The organism is Curtobacterium sp. Csp1 (assembly GCF_013347185.1).
The window spans coordinates 1,114,108-1,135,219 of the sequence record NZ_CP054594.1 but is presented as its reverse complement, the minus strand read 5'-3'; the positions used below and the strand labels follow the sequence as shown (position 1 = coordinate 1,135,219).

The window sequence follows — 21,112 nt, the reverse complement described above, 5'->3', positions numbered from 1 at the left end:
CCCCCGCGCGGACATCGGATGAATCCGGCAGGATGAGCTCGTGATCATCGACGCTCACCACCACCTCTGGGACCCGTCCGACCGGCCGTACCCCTGGATGGACGACTCGGTCGCCCCGCTCCGCCGCCGCTTCGACACGGACGACCTCAGCGCCCTCACGCGAGCCGCTGGCATCGACCGGACGATCGTCGTGCAGGCGGCGCACGACCCCGGCGAGACCGAGTGGCTCCTGACCCAGCCCAGCCCGGTCGTCGGGGTCGTCGGCTGGGTCGACCTCACGGCACCGGACGTCGCCGACCGACTGGCCGCCCTGGTCGACGGCGCCCGCCCCGGCGGCGTCGGCCCCGGCGGCGCCGGCCCCGGCGCCCGCGGCGCAGACTCCGGCCCCCGCCTGGTCGGCATCCGGCACCAGGCCCACGACGAACCCGACCCCGGCTGGCTCGCCCGCCCCGAGGTGGTCCGCGGTGTCCGTGCCGTCGCCGCCGCCGGACTCGCGTTCGACCTGCTCGTCCGCGCCCGGGAGCAAGCGGCTGCCCTCGCCCTCGTCGACGCCGTCCCCGAGGGGCGCTTCGTCCTCGACCACGCCGGCAAACCGGCCATTGCCGACGAACCGCGCACCACCCGACCGCGCGCCGGCGAACCGTGCGCCGCCGAGCTGCGTGCCGCCTCCGCCCACCCCGACCGCGGCCCCGGCGACCCCGGCCCCGCCGACGCCTGGCGCTCCCGCATGCGCGACCTCGCCGCCCGCCCGAACGTCGTCGTCAAGGCCTCCGGACTCCTCACCGAGGCCGGCCCGGACTGGCGGGAGCGCCCCGTCCACCGGTACATCCGCGAGACCGTCGAGCACTTCGGCCCGGACCGCACGATGTGGGGCTCGGACTGGCCCGTCTCCACCCTGGTCGCCGACCACGCCGCGGTGCTCGCCACCACGCAGGCCGCCCTCGACGACCTCTCCCCCACCGAGCGTGACACCGTGTTCGCCGGCACCGCCACCCGGACGTACCTTGTCGAGCACCCGAGCCAGACATAGGATGTCTGTGCGACGTCCGGTCGCGTACACCCAGAGGAACGGGGAACGATGCAGTTCGCACGACTCGGCCCGACCGGCGAGGAGATCCCGGTGGCCATCGACGAGGACGGCCGGGTCCTCGACCTGCGGAGCCTGACCTCCGACATCACGGGAGCGTTCCTGGCGAGCGACCCCGGCCCCGCGCAGCTCGTCCGGCACGCCCGCGACGCCGGGGACCTGCCCGAGCTCGCCGGCGCGGACACCATGCGCCGCGGCGCCCCGCTCGCCCGCCCGGGCAAGGTCGTCTGCATCGGCCTGAACTACCGGGACCACGCCGCGGAGACGGGCGCCGACATCCCCACCGAGCCGATCGTCTTCATGAAGGACCCGTCGACCGTGGTCGGGCCGGACGACACCGTGCTCGTCCCCCGTGGCAGCGAGAAGACCGACTGGGAGGTCGAGCTCGCCGTCGTCGTCGGGCGGACCGCGCGCTACTGCGTCTCCGCCGCCGACGCCGCAGCGTGCATCGCCGGGTACGCCGTCGCGAACGACGTCTCCGAGCGAGCGTTCCAACTGGAGCGCGGCGGGCAGTGGGACAAGGGGAAGTCCTGCGAGACCTTCAACCCCCTCGGACCCTGGCTCGTCACGGCGGACGCCGTCGACCCCGCCGACCTGCGGATGCGCCTGACCGTGAACGGCGAGGTCCGGCAGGACGGCACCACCGCGGACATGGTCTTCGACCCGGTCGAGGTCGTCCGGTACCTGTCGCAGTTCATGGTCCTCCGCCCCGGCGACGTCATCAACACGGGCACCCCGGCGGGTGTCGCCCTCGGCGGTGGCGCACCGTACCTCCGTCCGGGGGACGTGGTCGAGTGCTCGATCGACGGCCTCGGCACGCAGCGCCAGACGATGGGGGCTGCGTGATGCCCGGGACGCACGAGGGACTCCGCGCCGTCGTCACCGGCGGCGCCTCCGGCATCGGCGCCGCGATCGTCGCAGCACTGCAGGAGCGCGGCGCGACCGTCGTCGTGCTCGACCTGCAGCCGTCCCCGTCGGCGCCGTCCGTCACGTGCGACGTGTCGTCGGACGAGTCCGTCCGGGCCGCCGTGGCGGCGGCCGTCGACCAGCTCGGCGGACTGGACGTGCTCGTCAACAACGCGGGCATCGGCGCGCAGGGCACGGTCGAGGACAACCCGGACGACGAGTGGCGGCGCGTGTACGAGGTCAACGTGCTCGGCGCGGTGCGGCTCTCGCGCGCGTGCCTCCCGCACCTGCGGGCGTCGACGGCAGGGTCGATCGTCAACACCTGCTCGATCGCCGCGACCGCCGGGCTGCCGCAGCGCGCGCTCTACTCGGCCACGAAGGGTGCGATCGCGGCGCTGACGCGCGCGATGGCGGCCGACCACCTCCGCGAGGGCATCCGCGTGAACGCGGTCAACCCGGGCACCGCGGACACCCCGTGGGTCGCCCGACTGCTGTCGACGGCGGCGGACCCCGAGGCGGAGCGTGCCGCGCTCGAGGCACGGCAGCCGCACGGTCGCCTCGTCGCGCCGGAGGAGGTCGCCGAGGCGGTCGCCTACCTGAGCAGCCCCAGCGCGCGGTCGACGACCGGGGTCGACCTCGCGGTCGACGGGGGCATGCAGGCCCTCCGTCTCCGACCCGCGTGACGGCCGGCGCGTGGCGGGCGGGGCCGGCCGGGAGGCACGGGTCGGCTAGATTCGGCGTGTCCGGACGCGTACGCGGTCCGGCCCGTCGACCCGGCGCTGCCGGGCAGCAGCAGGAGGTGGTGACGTGGCGTCGTTGACCGACGATGCGATCGCACGCATCCAGCAGATGATCGTGAGCGGTGAGCTCCGACCGGGGCAGCGCCTCCCTCCGGAGAAGGAACTGAGCGAGTCGCTCGGTCTGTCCCGCAACAGCCTGCGCGAGGCGGTGAAGGCCCTCGAGCTCATCCGCGTGCTCGACGTCCGGCGCGGCGACGGCACGTACGTCACGTCCCTCGAGCCGAACGTGCTGCTCGAGGCCGTGTCGTTCGTCGTCGACATGCACCACGACCGGTCGCTCGTCGACCTGCTCGAGGTCCGGCGCATCCTCGAACCCGCCGCCGCCGTGCTCGCGACCGCCCGCGCGACCGAACAGCAGATCGACGACCTCGCGGTGCTCATGCAGAGCGTCGGTGAGGACACCGGCGTCGAGGACCTCGTCGCCCACGACCTCCACTTCCACTCCACGATCGCCGGCATCGGCGGCAACCGGTACCTGTCCGGCCTGCTCGACGCCCTGTCGAGCAAGACCGTCCGCGTCCGGGTCTGGCGGGGCCTGACGCAGAACGGCTCCGTCCAGCGCACGCTCGACGAGCACGCGGCCATCGTCGAGGCCATCCGTCGCCGCGACCCGCAGCTCGTGCAGTCCCTCGTTGTCGCACACGTCGAGGGCGTCGAGCGCTGGCTCCGCCGCTCGCTCGAGTGACCGGGCCCGTCGCTGCGGAGCCCTCCGGCGCGGTCCGCGCCGCACCCCCGGACGGACATCGCGCCCCGTCTGGTCGGGGTGCGACGTCCGCGGCGGGGTGCGATGCCGGGCGGGCGGCCACGGCCCGCTGCACGCCGGGTCAGGCCGGGAGCAGCGATGCCTCGCGCAGCTCGTCCCACAGCGCCTCAGGCACCGTCGCAGCGGCCCGGGCGGCGTTCTCGCACACCTGGTCCGCCGACTGCGCACCGACCGCCACGGCTCGGACGGCCTCGGCACGACGCGGGAACGCCAGCGCGGCCTCGGGCAGCGTGACCCCGTGCCGTCCGCACACCGCGGCGAGCGCCCGCGCCCGCTCGACCAGCTCGGGCGGGGCCGGGGCGTAGTCGTACGTGGTGTCCGGCGCCGGCAGCGGACGGCTGAGCAGCCCGGAGTTGTAGACCCCGACCGCGACGACGTCCACGCCGGTCTCGGCGCACCGGTCGACCAGCGCGGCGGCGGGCTGTTCGAGCAGTGTGTACCGCCCGGCCAGCATGACGACGTCGCACAGTCCGGTCTCGACGGCGGCCGTCAGCGCAGCCACCGAGTTCGACCCGACGCCGACCGCCCGGACCACGCCCTCGTCCCGCAGCGCGGCGAGCGCCGGCAGCGCCTGGGTCAGCCCGGCCGCCAGGTCGTACACGTCGGGGTCGTGCAGGTACGCGACGTCGACCCGGTCGAGGCCGAGCCGGTCAAGGGACTCGTCGAGCGACCGACGGACCCCGTCGGCGGTCGGGTCCCACTGCCGGACGAGGTCGTTCGGCACCGCGAAGCCGTCGTCGTCGACCCCGTCGCCCGGCCCGGGCACGAGCCGCCGCCCGACCTTCGTCGAGATCGCGTACTCGTCCCGCGGCCGTCCGGCGAGCGCCGCCCCGAGCCGCCGCTCGCTCAGCCCGAGGCCGTAGTGCGGGGCGGTGTCGAAGCCGCGGACGCCGACGTCCCACGCCGCGTCGACGGTCGCGCGGGCGTCGTCGTCGGACACCTCGCGCAGCAGGTTCCCGATGACGGCCCCGCCGAGCCAGAACGGCCCGCGGTCCAGGTCCACGTCGCTCATGCCTGCCCTTCGAGCGTCCACACCAGGGGGACGCCGTCGTCGTTGCCGGAGTAGTCGTCGTCCGCCTCGAGCAGCGGGTTGACCACGGCCTGCCACGCCGCGTTCACGGGGTCGTCGGCGAGGGCCCGTCGCATCGCACGGTAGTCCTCGACCTCGATGAGGTGGACCAGGTCCTGGCCGTCGCGCCAGATGCTCCAGTTCGCGACCCCGGCGGCGCGCAGGCGTTCGGCGAGCTCGGGCGGGATGCTGGCGTGCACCCGCTCGTACTCGGCCTCGTGTCCGGCGCGCAGCCGGGTGCGGGAGAGGATCCGCTGCATCAGTCGCGGAGGAACAGCTCGACGACCGGCACCGCCACGTCGGGGCGGACGATCGGCAGCGTCAGGGTCAGCGTCCCCGCGGGCTGGCCGCCGAGTCCGGTGTTCTGCGCGCGGGTCCCCGGCGGGATCTCGCGGAAGTGCACCTCGGACGCGTCGTTCAGGAGCTGGGCGTACGCCACCTTCCCGGCGAGGTCGGGCAGGTGCACGTGCTCGAACGGCCAGGTGAGCAGGTGCAGGTAGAGCCGGTCGCCCCGCTGCGTGTAGACCGTGCCGGCCGGCGCGCGGTACGACGACGGCCCCGCGCCGTACACCGAGCGGTCGTGCCGGCGCATCCACTCCCCGATGCCCTCGAGCGCCCTCCGCGCCACCCCGTCGAACTCGCCGCGGCCGGTCGGGCCGACGTTGAGCAGCATGTTCCCGTCGTTCGAGACCCCGTCGACGAGCATCCGGACGAGCAGGTCGACGCTCTTGACGGTGAGGTTGTCGCGGTCGTAGCCCCACGAGCCGTTGAGCGTCTGGCACGCCTCCCAGGGCACGGGGACGCCGTCGACCTCCATCGGCTTGTCCGGCTGGTACTGCTCGGGCGTGACGAGGTCGCCGGGGATGTCCAGCCGGTCGTTGACGATGATCCCGGGCTGCAGCCGCTTCGTCAGCGCCATCAGCTCCTCGGAGCCCCAGTCGTCGCGGCCCTTGCCGCCCCATCGGTCCTCGTGGTCGTTGTCACGGTACGAGAAGTCGTAGAACAGGTAGTCGATGCGGCCGTAGCCGGTCAGCAGCTCCTCGACCTGCCCGTGCAGGTACTCGCGGTAGCGGGCCATGTCCCGGCCCTCGTTGAGCCGGGCGATCTCCTCCGGGCTGTCGTCCCGACGAGGGTGCACGCCGTCGATCGTGAAGTCCGGGTGGTGCCAGTCGATGAGCGAGTGGTAGAAGCCGACCCGGAGCCCCTCGGCGCGGACGGCGTCGACGAACTCGCGCACGATGTCCCGTCCGAAGCGGGTGTTCGTGGACTTGTAGTCGGTGAGGGCGGTGTCCCACAGGCAGAATCCCTCGTGGTGCTTCGTGGTGAGCACGACGTACTTCATCCCGGCCTCGCGCGCGCGGCGGGCCCAGTCGGCGGGGTCGAACAGGTCCGGGTCGAAGTGGTCGAAGTACTTCTGGTAGTCCTCGTCGGTGATCCGCTCGAAGTTCTTCACCCACTCGTGGCGGGCCGGGAGCGCGTAGAGGCCCCAGTGGATGAACATGCCGAACCGGTCGTGGCGGAACCACGCGGGCAGACCGGAGGCGTCGGTGTCGGGCTGCGGCTGGGCGGGTGCGGTGATGGTCATGGGACCGGTGTTCCTTTCCGAACGGACGAACTGGTGGATGGACGGGCGCAGGTCACCGGCCGCCGAGGCCGGAGGTGACGATGCCCTTGACGAGGTGCTTCTGCAGCAGGACCAGCAGCACGACCGTCGGCAGCATCGAGATCACCGACGCCGCCATCACCAGGTTCCACTCGGAACCCTGCTGGCCGAAGAACTGCTGGAGCCCGAGCGGGATGGTCCCGTGCGCCTCGACGTCGTTCACGACGACGAGCGGCCACAGGAACGAGTTCCAGTAGGAGATGAACGAGAAGACGGCGAGCACCGCCATGGTCGGCCGCGCGAGCGGGAGCATCACCGAGAAGAACGTGCGGATCGGTCCCGCGCCGTCCACGCGCGCCGCGTCGTCGAGCTCCTGCGGCACGGTCAGGAAGAACTGCCGCACCAGGAACGCGCCGAGGGCCGTGAACGCCCACGGGATGATGAGCGCCTGGAAGGTGTCGACCCACCCGAACCCCTGCATCATCACGTACATCGGGATCACCAGGACGTCCTGCGGGATCATCAGCGTCGCCAGGAACAGCACGAACACCGTGTTCCGCCCGCGCCACCGCAGCCGCGAGAACGCGTAGCCGGACAGGACCGCGACCGTCACGTTGATCGCGGTGCCGGCGACCGCGACCAGGATCCCGTTCAGGATGAACCGCGCGAACGGCAGGTACGTGAACGCCTGGACGTAGTTGTCCCACTCGAGCGAGCGCCCCCAGAGCGTCGGCGGCGCGGTGAACACCTGGTCGGCGGGCTTCAGGCTCGTCGCGACCATGTACACGAGCGGCGAGACGAACAGCAGCGCGACGAGGCAGAGCAGCACGTACCCGACGGCGTGGCGGACCCGGCCGGGGCGCGGCGCCGACTTCGTGCGGGCGACGGCACGGGGGTTGACCGTCCGGTTCGACGTGGTCGCGCCGAGGCGCGAGCGGACCGCTTCACTCATAATGCACCCACCGCTTCTGTCCGAGGAACTGGACGGCCGTGATCCCGAGGATGATGACGAAGAGCACCCAGGCACCGGCGGAGGCGAGGCCGAGCTGCTGGTTCTGGAAGCCCGTGTTGTAGATGTACTGCACCAGGGTCTCCGTCGCGGTGCCCGGTCCGCCCTTGGTCAGGACGAAGGGCTGCGTGAAGACCTGGAACGAGGTGATGAGCGTCATCATCGTCGCGAAGAACACCGACGGCGAGATGAGCGGGAACTTGATCGCCCAGAAGGTCTGCCACGCGTTCGCACCGTCGAGCTGCGACGCCTCGATCTGGTTCTCCGGGACCGCGTCGAGCGCCGCCGAGAAGATCAGCATGTTGTAGCCGAAGCCCTGCCAGACGCTCATCGCGACGATCGCGAGCATCGCCCAGTGCTGGTCGGCCAGGAAGTTCGGCGCGTGCACGCCGATGGTCGACTGCAGCGTCGCGTCGATGGCGCCGTCGGGCTGGTACAGCATCCGCCAGACGACGACGTTCGCGACGATCGGCGTGATGGTCGGGATGAAGAACAGGACGCGGAAGACGTGCCGGCCGGCGATCCGCGGCGTCAGCCAGGCGGCGAGTCCGAGGGAGACGACCAGGTTGAGCGGCACGTAGAGCACCACGAACAGGGTCGTGTTGAGCGCGACGGTGCGGAACACCGGGTCGCTGAACAGGCGGACGTAGTTCTCGACGCCGGCGAACGTGCGTTCGCCGAGCATCGGCCAGTTCATGAAGCTGACGACGAGCGACGCCAGGATCGGGAACGCCGTGAAGACGACGAGCCCGATGGAGTGGGGTGCCGCGAACACGGCGCCCCACCACGAGCGGCGGCCCGTGACGCCCTCGGCGTCGCCGGTGGTCCGGCGCGGCGCGGCCGGGCCGGCCACCGCGGTCGCGACCGCGGGCACGGCCGCGGTGGGTGGGTCCTGGATGGTGGTCATGCGACGACCTCCTCGTCGTTCACGCGGTCCTGGTGGCGGGATGGGGCGGACGGGAGGCACGCGGCGGGGTCGACCCGTGCCTCCAGTCAGTCAGGTGGTGGGCTCGCTCACTGCGAGCCGAGCTGGCCCGAGATGGAGGACATGGTGTCCTTCCCGGAGGCCTGTCCGTTGACCGCCTGCAGGGCGTACTGCGTGAAGAGCTGCGAGAGCTGGTCGCTCTGCTTGTTGCCGAGCAGCGGCGACGACTTCGCCAGCGCGGCCTTGAGCGCCTCCTCGGCGCCCTCGATGCCGGCGCTGGAGTACCACGACGCCTGGGCGGAGGTGCGTCCCGGGAGGGCGCGGCCCTCCTCGGCGAGCGAGGTCAGGACCTTCTCGCTCGTCATCGTCTGGACGGCCTTGAACGCCTGCTCCGGGTACTTGCACTGCTTCGAGATGCCGAAGCCCGAGCCGGCCGCGAAGGTCGACGGGCCGGAGGTACCGCTCGGCAGCGTCGTGACGCCCAGGTCGAACTGCACCTTGGCCTTCTGGCTGATGAGCGACCACGGACCGTCGGTGTACATGGCGACCTTGCCGGCGGCGAAGTCGTTGCTCGACTGGGACGAGTCGGACGACGCCTGCGTGGCGTAGCCCTTCTTCACCAGGCTGCCGAGCCAGTCCAGGCCCTCGGCGAACTTCGCGTCCGTGGCGTCGATCTTCCCGCCCTCGGTGATCACCCGACCGCCGTTGTAGCCGTAGATCATCGACTCGAGGTTCAGGTCGCTGACGGTGGAGCCGAACTCGGTGATGCCCTTCGCCTTGAGCGCGGCGCCGGCGGCCTCGAACTGGTCGACGGTCCAGCCGGGCTTCGGCTCGTCGACGCCGGCCTGCTTGAACAGGTCCCGGTTGTAGAACATCATGATGGGCCCGGTGTCGTACGGCAGCCCGTAGAGCTTGCCGTCCACCTTCATGCCGTCGAGCGCGGTGCTGTCGAACGCGGACAGGTCGAGCCCGTCCTGCTTCGCCAGCTCGTCGAGCGGCAGGAGCGACGAGGTGTAGTTCGCCGCGCGCAGGGACTGCATGCTCACGACGCACTGGGCGCTGCCGCCGCTGAGCTGCGTGCTGAGCTTCGTGAAGTAGTTCTCGAACGGCGCGCCCTGGATCGTCAGGGTGATCCCGTCGTCGCTCTTGACGGTGTCGGCGACCTTCTGCCAGGCGGCCTGGTCCTCCTTCCCGGCGATCCACATGGACCAGGTCAGGGAGTCCTCGGTCTGGCCGCCGCCGGCGCTGCTGCCGGAGGAACAGCCGGTCAGCACGAGGGTCACGGCAGCTGCTGCCGCGAGCCCCGCGATGAAACGTCGTTGCATCGGTGTCTCCACTTCGTCGTGGTGGTGCTGGGGTGTGTCGGGGTTGGTCTGGCGAGTCGGTCTGACGTGTCCGGCTCAGGCGACGCGGATCGTGTCGCGGACCGGGTCGGCGGCCGAGGCCGCCGCCCAGACCGGGCCGTCGGGGTAGGTGTGGGCGTCGAGGGAGTCGGCGAGCATCTCGGTGCCGGCGCCCGGGGCGGTCGGGGGCCAGTAGCGGCCGCCGCGGACGTCGACCGGGGTCACGAAGTGCTCGTGCAGGTGGTCGACGAACTCGATGCAGCGGTCCTCGAGCGCCCCGGAGAGCGCGACCGCGTCGAACATCGACAGGTGCTGCACCGCCTCGCACAGCCCGACGCCGCCCGCGTGGGGGCAGACCCGGACGCCGTGCTTGGCGGCGAGGAGCAGGATCGCGACGTTCTCGTTGACGCCGGCGACCCGGGTGGCGTCGATCTGCAGCACCCGCATCGCGTCCGCCTGGATGAGCTGCTTCGCGATCACGCGGTTCGCCATCTGCTCCCCGGTCGCCACCGGCACCGGGGCGATGCGGCGGGCGATCTCGGCGTGCCCGAGGACGTCGTCCGGACTCGTCGGTTCCTCGACCCAGGCGATGTCGAACTCCCGCAGCCGGTCGATCCACGCGACCGCCTCGTCGACGTCCCACCGCTGGTTCGCGTCGATCGCGATCCGGACGTCCGGGCCGACGACCTGCCGGGCGATGCGGAGACGTCGGACGTCCTCGTCGACGCTGCCGCCGACCTTGAGCTTGATCTGGGTGAAGCCGTCGGCCACCGCCTCGCGGCACAGGCGGGCGAGCTTGTCGTCGTCGTAGCCGAGCCAGCCGGGCGTGGTCGTGTACGCCGGGTAGCCGGACTGCTCGAGCCGGCGTCGGCGTTCCGCACGGAGGGGCTCGGCGGCGCGGAACAGCTCGAGGGCCTCGGCCGGGGTGATCGCGTCGGTCAGGTACCGGAAGTCGACCAGGTCGACCAGGTCCTCCGGCGACATCGATGCCAGGAGCGCCCACAGGGGCAGTCCGGCGCGCTTGGCCTTCAGGTCCCACAGCGCGTTCACCACCGCGCCGATGGCCATGTGCATCACGCCCTTCTCCGGGCCGAGCCACCGCAGCTGCGAGTCGTGCACCATGCTCCGCCACGTGCCGCCCATGTCGGCGAGCAGTGCCTCGGCGTCGCGACCGACGACGTGCCCGCGGAGCGCGGCGATCGCGGCCTCCTGCACCTCGTTGCCCCGACCGATCGTGAACACGAACGCCGAACCGGTCAGGCCGTCGAGGGCGTCCGTGGTGACCTCCACGTACGCCGCGGAGTAGTCGGGGTCGGGGTTCATCGCGTCCGACCCGTCGTGCTCCCGCGAGGTCGGGAACCGGATGTCCCGGACCCGCAGACCGGTGATGCGGCTCATCGTTGCTCCTGCCCGTCCGGTCGCCGTCGACCGAACGAGGACATCGAAACATCGGATGTCTCGGCTGTCAAGAGCCGATCGGCCCGCGTTCTGCGGTCAGGAGCGGCGGAGTCGTCCTACCGGTGACACGGAGAACGCCCCGTGGCGGCTGCCACGGGGCGTTCTGCGGACTGCGTCACCCCGGCGGGCACACACCCGCTCGCGGTCGGGTCAGGCGCGGACCGCCGCCGTCGCGGGGAGGTCCTCTGCCGCACCGGCCCGGTCGGCCTGCTCCTGCAGCGCCGAGCTCTTCCGGAGCGGGGGTGCCTTGAAGAACCAGCTCAGGACGAACGCGAGCAGGATCACCGCGAAGCCGACCCAGTAGACGGTGACCGCCGAGGCGTTGAAGCCCGTCATGAAGGGCTTCGTCAGCGCGGGGTCCGCCCCGTTCAGGAACGAGGTGTCGCTCGTCTCCGCGGTGGCACTCCCGCCCTTGCCGGACCCGGACGAGATCGCGTCCGAGAGCTTCGGCGCGAGCTGGTCGACCCAGTAGGTGCGCTGCGCGGTGTCCGACCAGTCGACCACCAGGCGGTCACCCTGCACGGACGCGTGCGCCTGGTCGGCCGCGGCCGCGAGCGCCTGCTGCTGCACGGCCTCCGGGGCACCGGCGGTCGCCGCGGTCACCTTCGCCGTGGCCTGGTCGAGCCCGGACTGCACCTGCTGCTCGAGCGGGGTGACGATCGGTGTCCACAGCTGGTCCATCACGCCACGGTTGACCTTCGCGCTCGCGACGGTCGGGTTCAGGGCCGCGTCGAGCGCGCCGGTCAGGTTCGCCTTGTCGGCGGTCGCCGCGGTGATGTTCGTCGGCATGAGCGAGAACAGCACGCTGAGGAGCACCGCGGTGCCGAGCGTCCCGCCGATCTGCCGGAAGAAGGTCGCCGACGACGTCGCCACGCCCATGTCGCGCGGCTGGACCGAGTTCTGCGACGCCAGGGTGATGCTCTGCATGAGCTGGCCGAGGCCGAGGCCGATGAGGAACATGCCGATCATCAGGAACCAGAGCGGCTTGTCGATCGTCATGAACGTCAGCACGACGTAACCGGCGGACACCAGCGCGGTCCCGATCACCGGGAACACCCGGTAGCGGCCGGTGCGCGCCACGATCTGGCCCGAGGCGATCGACGCGATCATCAGGCCGCCGATCATCGGCAGGGTCGCGAAGCCGGACTCCGTCGGGGTGAGCCCCGTGACGATCTGCAGGTACAGCGGGATGGTCAGCATGGCGCCGAACATCGCGAAGCCGACCAGGAACCCGAGGACCGTGGCCATCGAGAACGTCCCCGAGCGGAACAGCTTGAGCGGGATGATCGCGTCGTCGCGCATGAGCGTCTCGGCGACCAGGAACGCCACGATCCCGAGCCCGCCGACGACGTAGCAGGCGATGGAGCCAGCGGAGGCCCATCCCCAGGTGCGGCCCTGCTCGGCGACGAGCAGCAGCGGCACGAGCGCCACGATCACTGCGGTCGCGCCCCACCAGTCGATGCGCGGCTTCCGCGCGGCGTCGCCGAACTTCGGCAGGTGCAGGAACGCGATCACCATGAGGAGCGCGCCGATGCCGATCGGGACGTTGACCAGGAACACCCACCGCCACCCGGTGACCCCGAGGATCGAGGACGCACCGGCGAACAGCCCACCGATGAGCGGACCGATGACCGACGAGATGCCGAACACCGCGAGGAAGTAGCCCTGGTACTTCGCACGCTCACGGGGCGCGAGGATGTCGCCCATGATCGCGAGCGGCAGCGACATGAGCGCGCCCGCACCGATGCCCTGGAACGCCCGGAAGGCGGCGAGCATGACCATCGAGGTCGAGAAGGTCGAGAGCAGCGAACCGAGCACGAAGACGCTGATGCCGAAGATGTAGAGCGGTCGGCGGCCGAAAACGTCGGAGAGCTTGCCGTAGATCGGCGTGGTGATCGTCGACGCGATCAGGTAGGCCGTCGTGACCCAGGCCTGCTGGTCGAGCCCGTGCAGGTCGTCACCGATGGTGCGGATCGCGGTGCCGACGATCGTCTGGTCGAGCGAGGACAGGAACATGCCCGCCATCAGCCCGTAGATGACGAGCAGGATCTGGCGGTGGGTCATGATCGGCTTCGCGGGTGCGGGAGCCGTGGCCTCCGGTCGGCCGCGCTGCACCTCGACGGGTGCGGTGGCAGTGGACATCGATCCTCCTGGGACTCTCTCTTGCAGACCGTGCAACTTTACACCCGTGGCACCTTTGCCACCAGCGCAAGGTTGCCCCGTCTGCACGCATCTTCAGGCGTGCGTCGAGTGCGCAGCGCGTCCAGGGTGCGCGGCGTACCGTCCCCGCCATGACCGACGCGAACGAACACCCCCGCCCGGAGGACGACGCCGCACGGCTCGGACTCGTCGTCGTCGGCGAGGCCGCCGCCCTGCACGCCGGGGACGACGGCGCACTCGACGCCAGCGAGGAGAACATCCGCGAGACCGTCGACAGCATGGTCGACGAACCCCTCACGGACCGGCAGGAGCAGGTCGTCGAGCGCCTGGCCTCGGCCGGCGGCACCCTGACGGCCGGCCTGAGCGGCGCGCTCGCGGCGAAGACCGGCAGCAGCGTCGACGACGTGCTCGAGGGCGCGGCCCGGAGCGTCGTCTGGCAGCAGCGCCTCGCCGCCGAGCGGGACGCCGCGGCCACGAGCGCACTGCAGCCGACGGAGGCGGACCCGGGGAAGGACACCGATGCCGGCGAGCGCGAGGACGCCGGGCACCCGCAGCGACGCGACGACGACCCCCGCGACGACGGCTGACCAGCCCGAGCACACGAGGAGGCGCGGTGCGGGACGAACCCGCACCGCGCCTCCTGTCCGTGGCCGCGGTGGTGACCCGGCGCCCTCCTGGTGACTAGGAGCCCTGGCGCCACCACGCGTCGAAGGGCGTCGCCGGGACCTGGCGCTTGTGCTCGGTCGCGCGGTAGCGCGCCTCGATCGCCTCGGCGACCTCGTCCGGGACGTCGTGGCCCTGCAGGTACGCGTCGATCTCGGCGTAGGTCAGGCCGAGGTTCGCTTCGTCCGTCTGGCCGGGCAGGTCGTCGAGCAGGTCGGCCGTCGGCGCCTTCTCGTAGAGTCGCGCGGGCGCCCCGAGGTGCTCGAGCAGCTGCCGCCCCTGGGTCTTCGTGAGGCCCGTCAGCGGGGTGAGGTCCACGCCGCCGTCGCCGTACTTCGTGAAGAAGCCCGTGACCGCCTCGGCCGCGTGGTCCGTGCCCACGACGAGGAGCCCGCGCTGCCCGGCGACCGCGTACTGCGCGACCATCCGCATGCGCGCCTTGACGTTGCCCTTGACGAAGTCGCTCAGCTCGACGCCGGCGGCCGTGGTGTCCTGCACCACCCCGTCGACCCCGTGCTCGATGTTCACGACGATGCCCGGGTCCGCCGCGATGAAGCGGAGGGCGAGCTGCGCGTCGTCCTCGTCGGCCTGCACGCGGTACGGCATGCGCACCGTGACGAACTCGGCCGGGTGCCCGTCAGCGCGCAGGCCCTCGACCGCGAGCTGCGTCAGCCGTCCGGCGAGCGTGGAGTCCTGGCCGCCGCTGACGGCGAGGACGAAGCCCTTCGCACCCGTGGTGGTCAGGTAGTCCCGGAGGAACCCGACGCGTCGGGCGATCTCCTGCTCCGGGTCGATGGTCGGCTGGACGTCGAGGTCCGCGGCGATGGCGGCTTGGAGTTCACGCACCGCTCCAGTATCACGCGCCGGGCCGCGGACGGCACGGATTCACCGCGAGGTCGCGGCTCCTTCCGGGCGGATGGTGTTGTCGTGGTCCGTCCCGATCGCGCAGGTGCAGACCACGCGCAACGTCTCGTCGCCGCGGGTCAGGCGGAAGCGTTCGACGTGGGGCGGGCCGACGTGCCGGTCCAGGGGGTGGGTGTCGTGGTCGTGCACTCGGGTCCTCGCTCTCCGGCGGCCACGGATCGCCCCGTGCCCGCCGCTGATCCGCGCTCCACCGGTGATGTGGAGGCACCTCCGCCGGGCACGCGGAGACATGAGCAATCTACAAGGCTACGCGCGGAACAGCCAGCGAGAGCCACGGACCGCACTGACGGACGGGAGGCACGGTGCCAGCTGGCACCGTGCCTCCCGTCCGTTGGGTGGGCGCGTCGCGACGCGCGGGTCAGACCTGCTCGCCGAGGAAGTCGGCGTACGACGGTTCGTCGTGCTCCGCGCCGGCGGGCGCGGACGCGTCCGAGGCGCCGGCGATCCGCTCGGAGATGATGTCGGCGACCTCCTCCGGGGACCGGAGACCGTGCCGGTGCCAGTCCTCCGGGGCCCGGGGCGTCACGAGAGCCCCAGCAGGACGGTCGTGGCGGACGGGACGACGGGGGTGCGGGTCTGGCCCGCCGAGAAGTCGAGGGGGTGTGCGGTGCACGAGCAGTTCGTGGCGGCCATGGTGACAGCCCTTCATCGAGGAGTTGCAGACCTCGGATCCGACCGGGCCGTCCCGCTGTGCCAGACCTCGCAGACCGCGAGGGCATCGTGACGACGGGACCTGGAGGAGAACCCGGTGACTCCAGGGTAGGAGTGGTGGTGGACCGCGTCCAGGTGGATGCGGTTAGCGGCGACCCCGCCGAGGTGCTGCCGCGCCGGTAGCGTGGTGGCTCCGCACGACCACGAGGAGCCCCATGCCCCTGTTCGGCCGTCCCAGCGACGCCCAGTCCGACGCCGCCCGCCCCGACGCCGCCCCCAGTGTCTTCGCCCGCAGGTGGGCCGACCCGTTCGGCACCCTCGCGACGCGCTGCCTGCAGATCATCGTGGTGCTCGTCGTCGCGATCGGCATCGTCTACGCCGCCGCGACGCTGAGCGTCGTGACCATCCCGGTGCTCCTCGCGCTCATCATCGCGTCGGCCATGCACCCCGTGGTCTCCTGGCTCCGACGCCACAAGGTGCCGTCGGTGCTCGCGACCCTCGCGGTGCTGCTCGGTGTGCTCGTCGTGCTCGGGCTCGTCGGGTGGCTCATCGTCGTCGCCGTGATCGCGCAGTGGCCGGACCTGCAGAAGTCCGCGATCAGCGGCTTCCAGCAGCTCCAGGACGCGGTCGACCACCTGCCCTTCGCGATCTCCGACCAGCAGGTGGACCAAGTCGTCGACGGGGTCCAGGGCTTCCTGACCAGCTCGCAGTTCGGCTCCGGCGCACTCGCGGGCGCCTCGGCCACCGCGAACTTCCTCACCGGCCTCGTGCTGATGATCGTCGTGCTGTTCTTCTTCCTCAAGGACGGTCCGGCGATCTGGGAGTTCCTGCTCCGCCCCTTCACCGGGGCCCGCTACGAGCGGGCGCGCCGCGTGGGCGACCGCGTGGTGCAGACCCTCGGCGGGTACGTCCGCGGCACGGCCAGCGTCGCCGCGGTCGACGCGATCGGTATCGGCGTGGGGCTCGCGATCGTCGGGGTCCCACTGGCGCTCCCCCTCGCCGTCGTCGTGTTCATCACGGCGTTCATCCCGATCGTCGGTGCGACCGCCGCCGGCATCCTCGCCGCCCTGGTGGCCCTGGTGGCGAACGGCCCCGTCGCCGCCCTCGTCGTCGTCGGCATCGTCGTGCTCGTGAACCAGCTCGAGGGCAACCTGCTCCAGCCCGTCCTGATGGGCAAGACGCTCAAGCTGCACGGGCTCGTCATCCTGATCGGCCTGACCGCGGGGACGGTGCTCGCGGGCATCACCGGCGCGATCATCTCGGTGCCGCTGCTCGCCGCGGCCTGGGGTGCCGTGCAGGTGTGGGACGGACCGGGGCAGCCTGCGCTGCCGTGGCGGCAGAAGCGCCCGGAGACCGCCGAGCGGCGGTAGCGCGCCGGCGCGGCACCGACGCCGCCCACGCACCACGAAGGGGAGCCCCCGCACGCCGCGGTGGCTCCCCTTCGACGTGTCCGGCCTCGACCCGACGGGACGGGTCAGTCGGTCCCGGAGTCGAACGCAGCACCCTCGGACGCGGCGTCCGTCGCCCGCCCGAGCGCGTCGTCCGCGTCGGAGGTCACGACCGCGCCGCCGAGGATCTCCTCGGCCTCGCCCGCCTGCAGCTGCCCGACGAGCTCGCCCGTCGCGCCGCCGATCAGACCGGCCGCCGCGTACTGCTCGAGCCGCGCGCGCGAGTCCGCGATGTCGAGGTTCCGCATCGTGAGCTGCCCGATCCGGTCGTCCGGCCCGAAGGCGGCGTCCCCGACGCGCTCCATCGAGAGCTTGTCCGGGTGGTACGACAGCGCGGGCCCGGTCGTGTCGAGGATCGTGTAGTCGTCCCCGCGACGCAGGCGGAGCGTGACCTCGCCGGTGACGGCCGACGCGACCCAGCGCTGCAGCGACTCGCGCAGCATGAGGGACTGCGGGTCGAGCCACCGGCCCTCGTACATCAGACGGCCGAGGCGACGACCCTCGTTGTGGTACGCCGCGACGGTGTCCTCGTTGTGGATCGCGTTGAGGAGCCGCTCGTAGGCGATGTGCAGCAGCGCCATGCCCGGCGCCTCGTAGATGCCGCGGCTCTTCGCCTCGATGATGCGGTTCTCGATCTGGTCGGACGCACCGAGGCCGTGCCGACCACCGATGGCGTTCGCCTCGTACACCAGCGCGACGGCGTCCGGGAACTCGACCCCGTTGATCGCGACCGGGCGGCCGGCCTCGAAGCGGACCGAGACCACCTCGGTCGCGACGTCGACGTCGTCGCGCCAGGCGGCGACGCCCATGATCGGCTCGACGATGTCCAGCCCGCTGGAGAGCTCTTCGAGGCTCTTCGCCTCGTGCGTGGCGCCCCAGATGTTGGCGTCGGTCGAGTACGCCTTCTCGGTGGAGTCGCGGTACGGGAAGCCGCGCGCGACGAGCCACTCGCTCATCTCCTTGCGGCCGCCGAGCTCCTCGACGAACTCGGAGTCGAGCCACGGCTTGTAGACGCGGAGCCGCGGGTTGGCCATCAGGCCGTAGCGGTAGAACCGCTCGATGTCGTTGCCCTTGTAGGTGGAGCCGTCGCCCCAGATGTCGACGCCGTCCTCCTTCATCGCGCGGACGAGCATCGTGCCCGTCACGGCGCGGCCGAGCGGCGTCGTGTTGAAGTACGTCTTGCCGCCCGAGCGGATGTGGAAGGCACCGGTCTGCAGCGCGACGAGGCCCTCTTCGACCAGGGCGCTCTTCGCGTCGACCAGGCGGGCGATCTCCGCGCCGTACTCGTGGGCGCGACCGGGGACGGCGTCGATGTCCGGCTCGTCGTACTGGCCGATGTCGGCCGTGTACGTGCAGGGCACCGCTCCCTTCTCGCGCATCCAGGCGACCGCGCAGGAGGTGTCGAGACCTCCGGAGAACGCGATGCCGACTCGTTCGCCGACGGGGAGACTGCTCAGGACCTTGGACACGGGGACAATCGTACGGGTCCGCCGGGCCGCACTACCGTCCGGGCCGACGGTTGTGGATCGATCGTGTCCTGGTGCTCTGGCGGCCCTGGTGCCCCTGGAGGGACTCGAACCCCCAACCGTTTCCTTAGGACGGAACTGCTCTTCCGTTGAGCTACAGAGGCTGGCTCGTCCACTCTAGCGGCGGTAGGGCTCCAGGAACGTCCGGACCTCGGACACGTACAGCTCCGGCACCTCGACCGTCGCGAAGTGGCCGCCCCGGTCGAGTTCGTGGTGGTACACGAGGTTCGTCGTCCGCTCGAGCCACTCCCGCGGTGCCCGCACGAGGTCCCCCGGGAAGACCGAGAACCCCGACGGCACCTCCACCCGCCGGGCCAGCTGCTCCGCCGGGATCGCCGCGTTCGCGTGGTACATCCGCATGGACGACCCGATCGTCCCGGTCGCCCAGTACTCGGTCAGCAGCGCGAGCACCTCGTCCCGCGTGTACACCGACCACAGGTCCCCGCCGCAGTCGCTCCACGACCGCAGCTTCTCGACGATCCACGCCGCCGTGCCCGCCGGCGAGTCCGTCAACCCCACCGCCGCGGTCTGCGGCTTCGTCCGGTGCAGCATCGCGTAGGCACCCTCGTCGGTCCGCCACCGTGCCGTCTCGTCGACGAAGGCCCGCTCCGTCGGCGAGAGCGCCGAGGCGTCGAGCCCCGGCCACGCCAAGCCGCCGTCGATGCGGTGCACTGCGACGACCCGGTCCGGCTGGTCGAGCGCGAGGTACCGGACCACGTGCGTGCCGATGTCGCCGCCGGACGCCGCGAAGCGCTCGTACCCGAGCGTCGTCATGAGCTCCGCCCACATCCCGGCGACCTGTCGCGCGTCGAGGACCTGCGGCGGCGCGTCCGAGAACCCGTAGCCGGGCATGTCCGGGACGACGACGTCGAAGCCCGCCGCGACGAGCATCGGCAGCACCTTCCGGTACCGCCACCCGGAGTCCGGCCAACCGTGCGCGAGCAGCAGCGGGATCGCGTCGTCCCGTCCGGACCGCGCGTGCAGCACGTGCACCCGGATGCCGTCGACCTCGACCAGACGCGAGGGCAGGGCGGCCAGGGCGGCGCGGTGCGCGTCGAAGTCGAACCCGTCCGCCCAGTACGCCACGAGCGGGCGGAGTTCGTCGAGGTCGACGCCCAGCGACCAGCCGTCCACACCCGTCGCGTCCGGCCAGCGGGTCGCCCGGAGGCGTGCCCGGAGGTCCGCGATGGTGGCGTCGTCGATGTCCGGCGTCTCGCTCATGCAGCGCACGCTACGCCCGCGTGTTCCTTCCCATCACGCTCGCGATCGGAGGACGTTCCGCGCATGATGCGCAGGAACACCTGACCCACCACGCGCGGATCCGCACACCACGCGCGGATCGGCCCACCACGCGCGGATCGGCACACCACGGTCGCCGGGCGCGACCACCGGCGGACGGGAGGCACGTGGCGGCGCCGCACCGTGCCTCCCGTCCGTCCGTGGCTGCGGCAGCAGCCGCCGCTACGCGGCGACCAGGTACTCGTCCCACTCCGACTGCGGCCGCTCGATGCCGCGCACCACCCACGAGGCACCGTGCGGCGCCTTCGGCCGGAACCGGAGTCGCCAGCCCATCTCCTGCGGGGTGCGGTCGCCCTTGGTGTTGTTGCACGCCAGGCAGCAGGCGACGAGGTTCTCCCACGAGTCCTGCCCACCGCGGGACCGCGGCTGCACGTGGTCGATCGTCGTCGCGTGCCGGTCGCAGTACGCGCATTCTCTGAACTAGCAGTTCGTACGAGTCGGAGCGCTCAGGGTTTCCGGCATCCCGGTGCTTCAGGCCTCGTCCAGAAGTCGAACCATCGCAGCGAAGTCTGCGTCGAGAGCAGTTGCCATCCGCCACCAGGACTCGAGCGAGCCGCCACGGTGGCCGCGCAACATCCGAAGCACGGTGAGCCGATGGAGTCCGGTTCGCTCGGCAAGCAGCTCGTAGCTCACGTTGGCATCGACGCGCATCTTGTCGAGTGCGGTGCGGAACGCGTGGAGGTTGGGCTCCCGCGTTACATGCACTCCGCGAACCTTGCAAAGATGCGCCTCTAGCGCAGTATCCAAATGGATACTACTTTGATGAGCATGACACCCGCGCCTCGCACCGGGCCTGGCCGCCCCTCGCGCGCAATCGCCCTCGCTGAGGTCTCGGCCTCCCTCGAAGCCCTCGGGCTTGATCCTGTTCGCGCACTGTCCGACATCGCCGAGCTCCTTCGGCTCTACGGCACCCCGTCCATGCTGTCGTCGATTCACCGGGAACTGATGCTCCAGTGGTTCGGCTCGTCTGACCTGCAGGCAGCTTTCATCGGGTCCGGTCCCCTTCGCCGGGAGGAGCTTGTGGCAGTTGCGGTGAGGATGAGCGCCCTCGACACCGTGACCGCGTATTCGGTCAAAGAGATCGCCGGTCTGCTCGGAGAAACCGAGCAGCAGATTCAACGACTGATCGACGATCGCGAACTGTGGGCATTCGGCCATAAGACGATTCTGATCCCCGCTTGGCAATTCGACGTTGCGGAGGATAGCGCGAGCTTGATCAGCCCCCACTTGAGCACCGTGGTGAGAGCCATCCCCAGGAATGCACCTCCCGCTCTCGTACGCGGCCTAATGACGCTTGATGACCCTCAGCTCAGCAGAAACCACAACACGTCGACTTCTCCTCGCGATTGGCTGCTGAAGGGGTACGGACCGATGCCCGTGGTTGCTTTACTGCTACGGCATCTTGAGGGCAGCGATGACCGCCTGCTGAGCTATCTCTGGGGAGCAGCATGATTTGGGCGCTCGCGAGTGACCGCGCG

The 21,112-nt window shown here is 71.3% G+C and carries 20 protein-coding genes, 1 tRNA gene and 1 pseudogene; 7 read left to right on the top strand and 15 right to left on the bottom strand.

The features are described 5' to 3' along the window. Positions 1–40 precede the first annotated feature (40 nt). From HUN58_RS05610 to HUN58_RS05595, 4 genes are all read left to right on the top strand, one after another. Positions 41–1,030, top strand: coding sequence for an amidohydrolase (locus tag HUN58_RS05610; RefSeq protein ID WP_217488582.1), 990 nt, complete (start codon positions 41–43; stop codon positions 1,028–1,030). 48 nt (positions 1,031–1,078) lie between these two features. After that, positions 1,079–1,933, top strand: a complete 855-nt coding sequence (locus HUN58_RS05605) for a fumarylacetoacetate hydrolase family protein (RefSeq protein WP_180224648.1) — start codon at positions 1,079–1,081, stop codon at positions 1,931–1,933. After that, positions 1,933–2,676: an SDR family NAD(P)-dependent oxidoreductase gene (locus HUN58_RS05600; protein WP_180224647.1), complete on the top strand. Its 744-nt coding sequence runs from the start codon at positions 1,933–1,935 to the stop codon at positions 2,674–2,676. Before HUN58_RS05605 ends, HUN58_RS05600 begins: the two co-directional genes overlap by 1 nt. Before the next feature lie 124 nt (positions 2,677–2,800). Beyond that, entirely contained in the window at positions 2,801–3,478 is a 678-nt protein-coding gene (locus HUN58_RS05595; RefSeq protein ID WP_083519733.1) for a FadR/GntR family transcriptional regulator, read from the top strand. A gap of 139 nt (positions 3,479–3,617) precedes the next feature. On the opposite strand, the gene HUN58_RS05590 is transcribed toward HUN58_RS05595, so the two are convergent. The 8 genes from HUN58_RS05590 to HUN58_RS05555 form a co-directional block, all read right to left on the bottom strand. Next, positions 3,618–4,568 carry an aldo/keto reductase gene (locus HUN58_RS05590; protein WP_180224646.1) on the bottom strand — a complete coding sequence of 317 codons (951 nt, stop codon included), beginning with the start codon at positions 4,566–4,568 and terminating at the stop codon, positions 3,618–3,620. Beyond that, entirely contained in the window at positions 4,565–4,885 is a 321-nt protein-coding gene (locus HUN58_RS05585) for an L-rhamnose mutarotase (RefSeq protein ID WP_058740450.1), read from the bottom strand. Before HUN58_RS05585 ends, HUN58_RS05590 begins: the two co-directional genes overlap by 4 nt. Further along, on the bottom strand, positions 4,885–6,210 hold the full coding sequence (locus HUN58_RS05580) for an alpha-L-fucosidase (RefSeq protein WP_180224645.1): 1,326 nt from the start codon (positions 6,208–6,210) through the stop codon (positions 4,885–4,887). The genes HUN58_RS05585 and HUN58_RS05580 overlap by 1 nt, the downstream gene beginning before the upstream one ends. Positions 6,211–6,262: 52 nt before the next feature. Then, a complete protein-coding gene (locus HUN58_RS05575; protein ID WP_217488581.1) occupies positions 6,263–7,180 on the bottom strand; it encodes a carbohydrate ABC transporter permease in 918 nt (305 codons plus the stop codon). Beyond that, entirely contained in the window at positions 7,173–8,144 is a 972-nt protein-coding gene (locus HUN58_RS05570; RefSeq protein ID WP_141862961.1) for a carbohydrate ABC transporter permease, read from the bottom strand. The genes HUN58_RS05575 and HUN58_RS05570 overlap by 8 nt, the downstream gene beginning before the upstream one ends. Positions 8,145–8,251: 107 nt before the next feature. After that, complete coding sequence (locus tag HUN58_RS05565; protein WP_254631626.1) at positions 8,252–9,487, bottom strand: sugar ABC transporter substrate-binding protein; 1,236 nt, start codon at positions 9,485–9,487, stop codon at positions 8,252–8,254. A gap of 75 nt (positions 9,488–9,562) precedes the next feature. After that, positions 9,563–10,903 (bottom strand): enolase C-terminal domain-like protein, encoded by a 1,341-nt coding sequence (locus HUN58_RS05560; protein WP_180224643.1) that lies wholly within the window; start codon positions 10,901–10,903, stop codon positions 9,563–9,565. A 210-nt stretch (positions 10,904–11,113) separates the two neighbouring features. Continuing rightward, positions 11,114–13,105, bottom strand: coding sequence for an MDR family MFS transporter (locus tag HUN58_RS05555; RefSeq protein ID WP_180224642.1), 1,992 nt, complete (start codon positions 13,103–13,105; stop codon positions 11,114–11,116). A gap of 149 nt (positions 13,106–13,254) precedes the next feature. On the opposite strand from HUN58_RS05555, the gene HUN58_RS05550 reads away from it, so the two are divergent. After that, complete coding sequence (locus HUN58_RS05550; RefSeq protein ID WP_180224641.1) at positions 13,255–13,710, top strand: hypothetical protein; 456 nt, start codon at positions 13,255–13,257, stop codon at positions 13,708–13,710. Between the two features lie 94 nt (positions 13,711–13,804). Here the strand turns inward: HUN58_RS05550 and nadE are convergent, their stop codons facing one another. Together nadE and HUN58_RS05540 are read right to left on the bottom strand one after the other, a co-directional pair. Next, positions 13,805–14,632, bottom strand: a complete 828-nt coding sequence (nadE, locus tag HUN58_RS05545; protein ID WP_058740456.1) for an ammonia-dependent NAD(+) synthetase — start codon at positions 14,630–14,632, stop codon at positions 13,805–13,807. A 436-nt stretch (positions 14,633–15,068) separates the two neighbouring features. Beyond that, positions 15,069–15,236, bottom strand: coding sequence for a hypothetical protein (locus tag HUN58_RS05540; RefSeq protein WP_167510149.1), 168 nt, complete (start codon positions 15,234–15,236; stop codon positions 15,069–15,071). A gap of 340 nt (positions 15,237–15,576) precedes the next feature. On the opposite strand from HUN58_RS05540, the gene HUN58_RS05535 reads away from it, so the two are divergent. Next, positions 15,577–16,731 carry an AI-2E family transporter gene (locus HUN58_RS05535; protein ID WP_114849484.1) on the top strand — a complete coding sequence of 385 codons (1,155 nt, stop codon included), beginning with the start codon at positions 15,577–15,579 and terminating at the stop codon, positions 16,729–16,731. A 104-nt stretch (positions 16,732–16,835) separates the two neighbouring features. Here the strand turns inward: HUN58_RS05535 and argG are convergent, their stop codons facing one another. The 5 genes and pseudogenes from argG to HUN58_RS05510 all read right to left on the bottom strand — a co-directional run bounded on the left by argG (position 16,836) and on the right by HUN58_RS05510 (position 20,267). Next, the gene (gene argG / locus HUN58_RS05530; protein WP_058740458.1) at positions 16,836–18,278 is read right to left on the bottom strand and encodes an argininosuccinate synthase; all 1,443 of its coding nucleotides are present in this window, start codon (positions 18,276–18,278) and stop codon (positions 16,836–16,838) included. Positions 18,279–18,364: 86 nt separating this feature from the next. Next, positions 18,365–18,439 (bottom strand) — tRNA-Arg (locus HUN58_RS05525). A 13-nt stretch (positions 18,440–18,452) separates the two neighbouring features. After that, positions 18,453–19,556, bottom strand: a complete 1,104-nt coding sequence (locus tag HUN58_RS05520) for an epoxide hydrolase family protein (RefSeq protein WP_180224640.1) — start codon at positions 19,554–19,556, stop codon at positions 18,453–18,455. Positions 19,557–19,796: 240 nt separating this feature from the next. Continuing rightward, positions 19,797–20,045, bottom strand: a pseudogene (locus HUN58_RS05515) (HNH endonuclease); the annotation flags it as partial. 60 nt (positions 20,046–20,105) lie between these two features. After that, on the bottom strand, positions 20,106–20,267 hold the full coding sequence (locus tag HUN58_RS05510) for a helix-turn-helix transcriptional regulator (protein ID WP_180224639.1): 162 nt from the start codon (positions 20,265–20,267) through the stop codon (positions 20,106–20,108). 129 nt (positions 20,268–20,396) lie between these two features. Between HUN58_RS05510 and HUN58_RS05505 the strand changes: the two genes are divergently transcribed. Beyond that, on the top strand, positions 20,397–21,086 hold the full coding sequence (locus HUN58_RS05505) for a hypothetical protein (RefSeq protein WP_180224638.1): 690 nt from the start codon (positions 20,397–20,399) through the stop codon (positions 21,084–21,086). Positions 21,087–21,112: the final 26 nt, after the last annotated feature.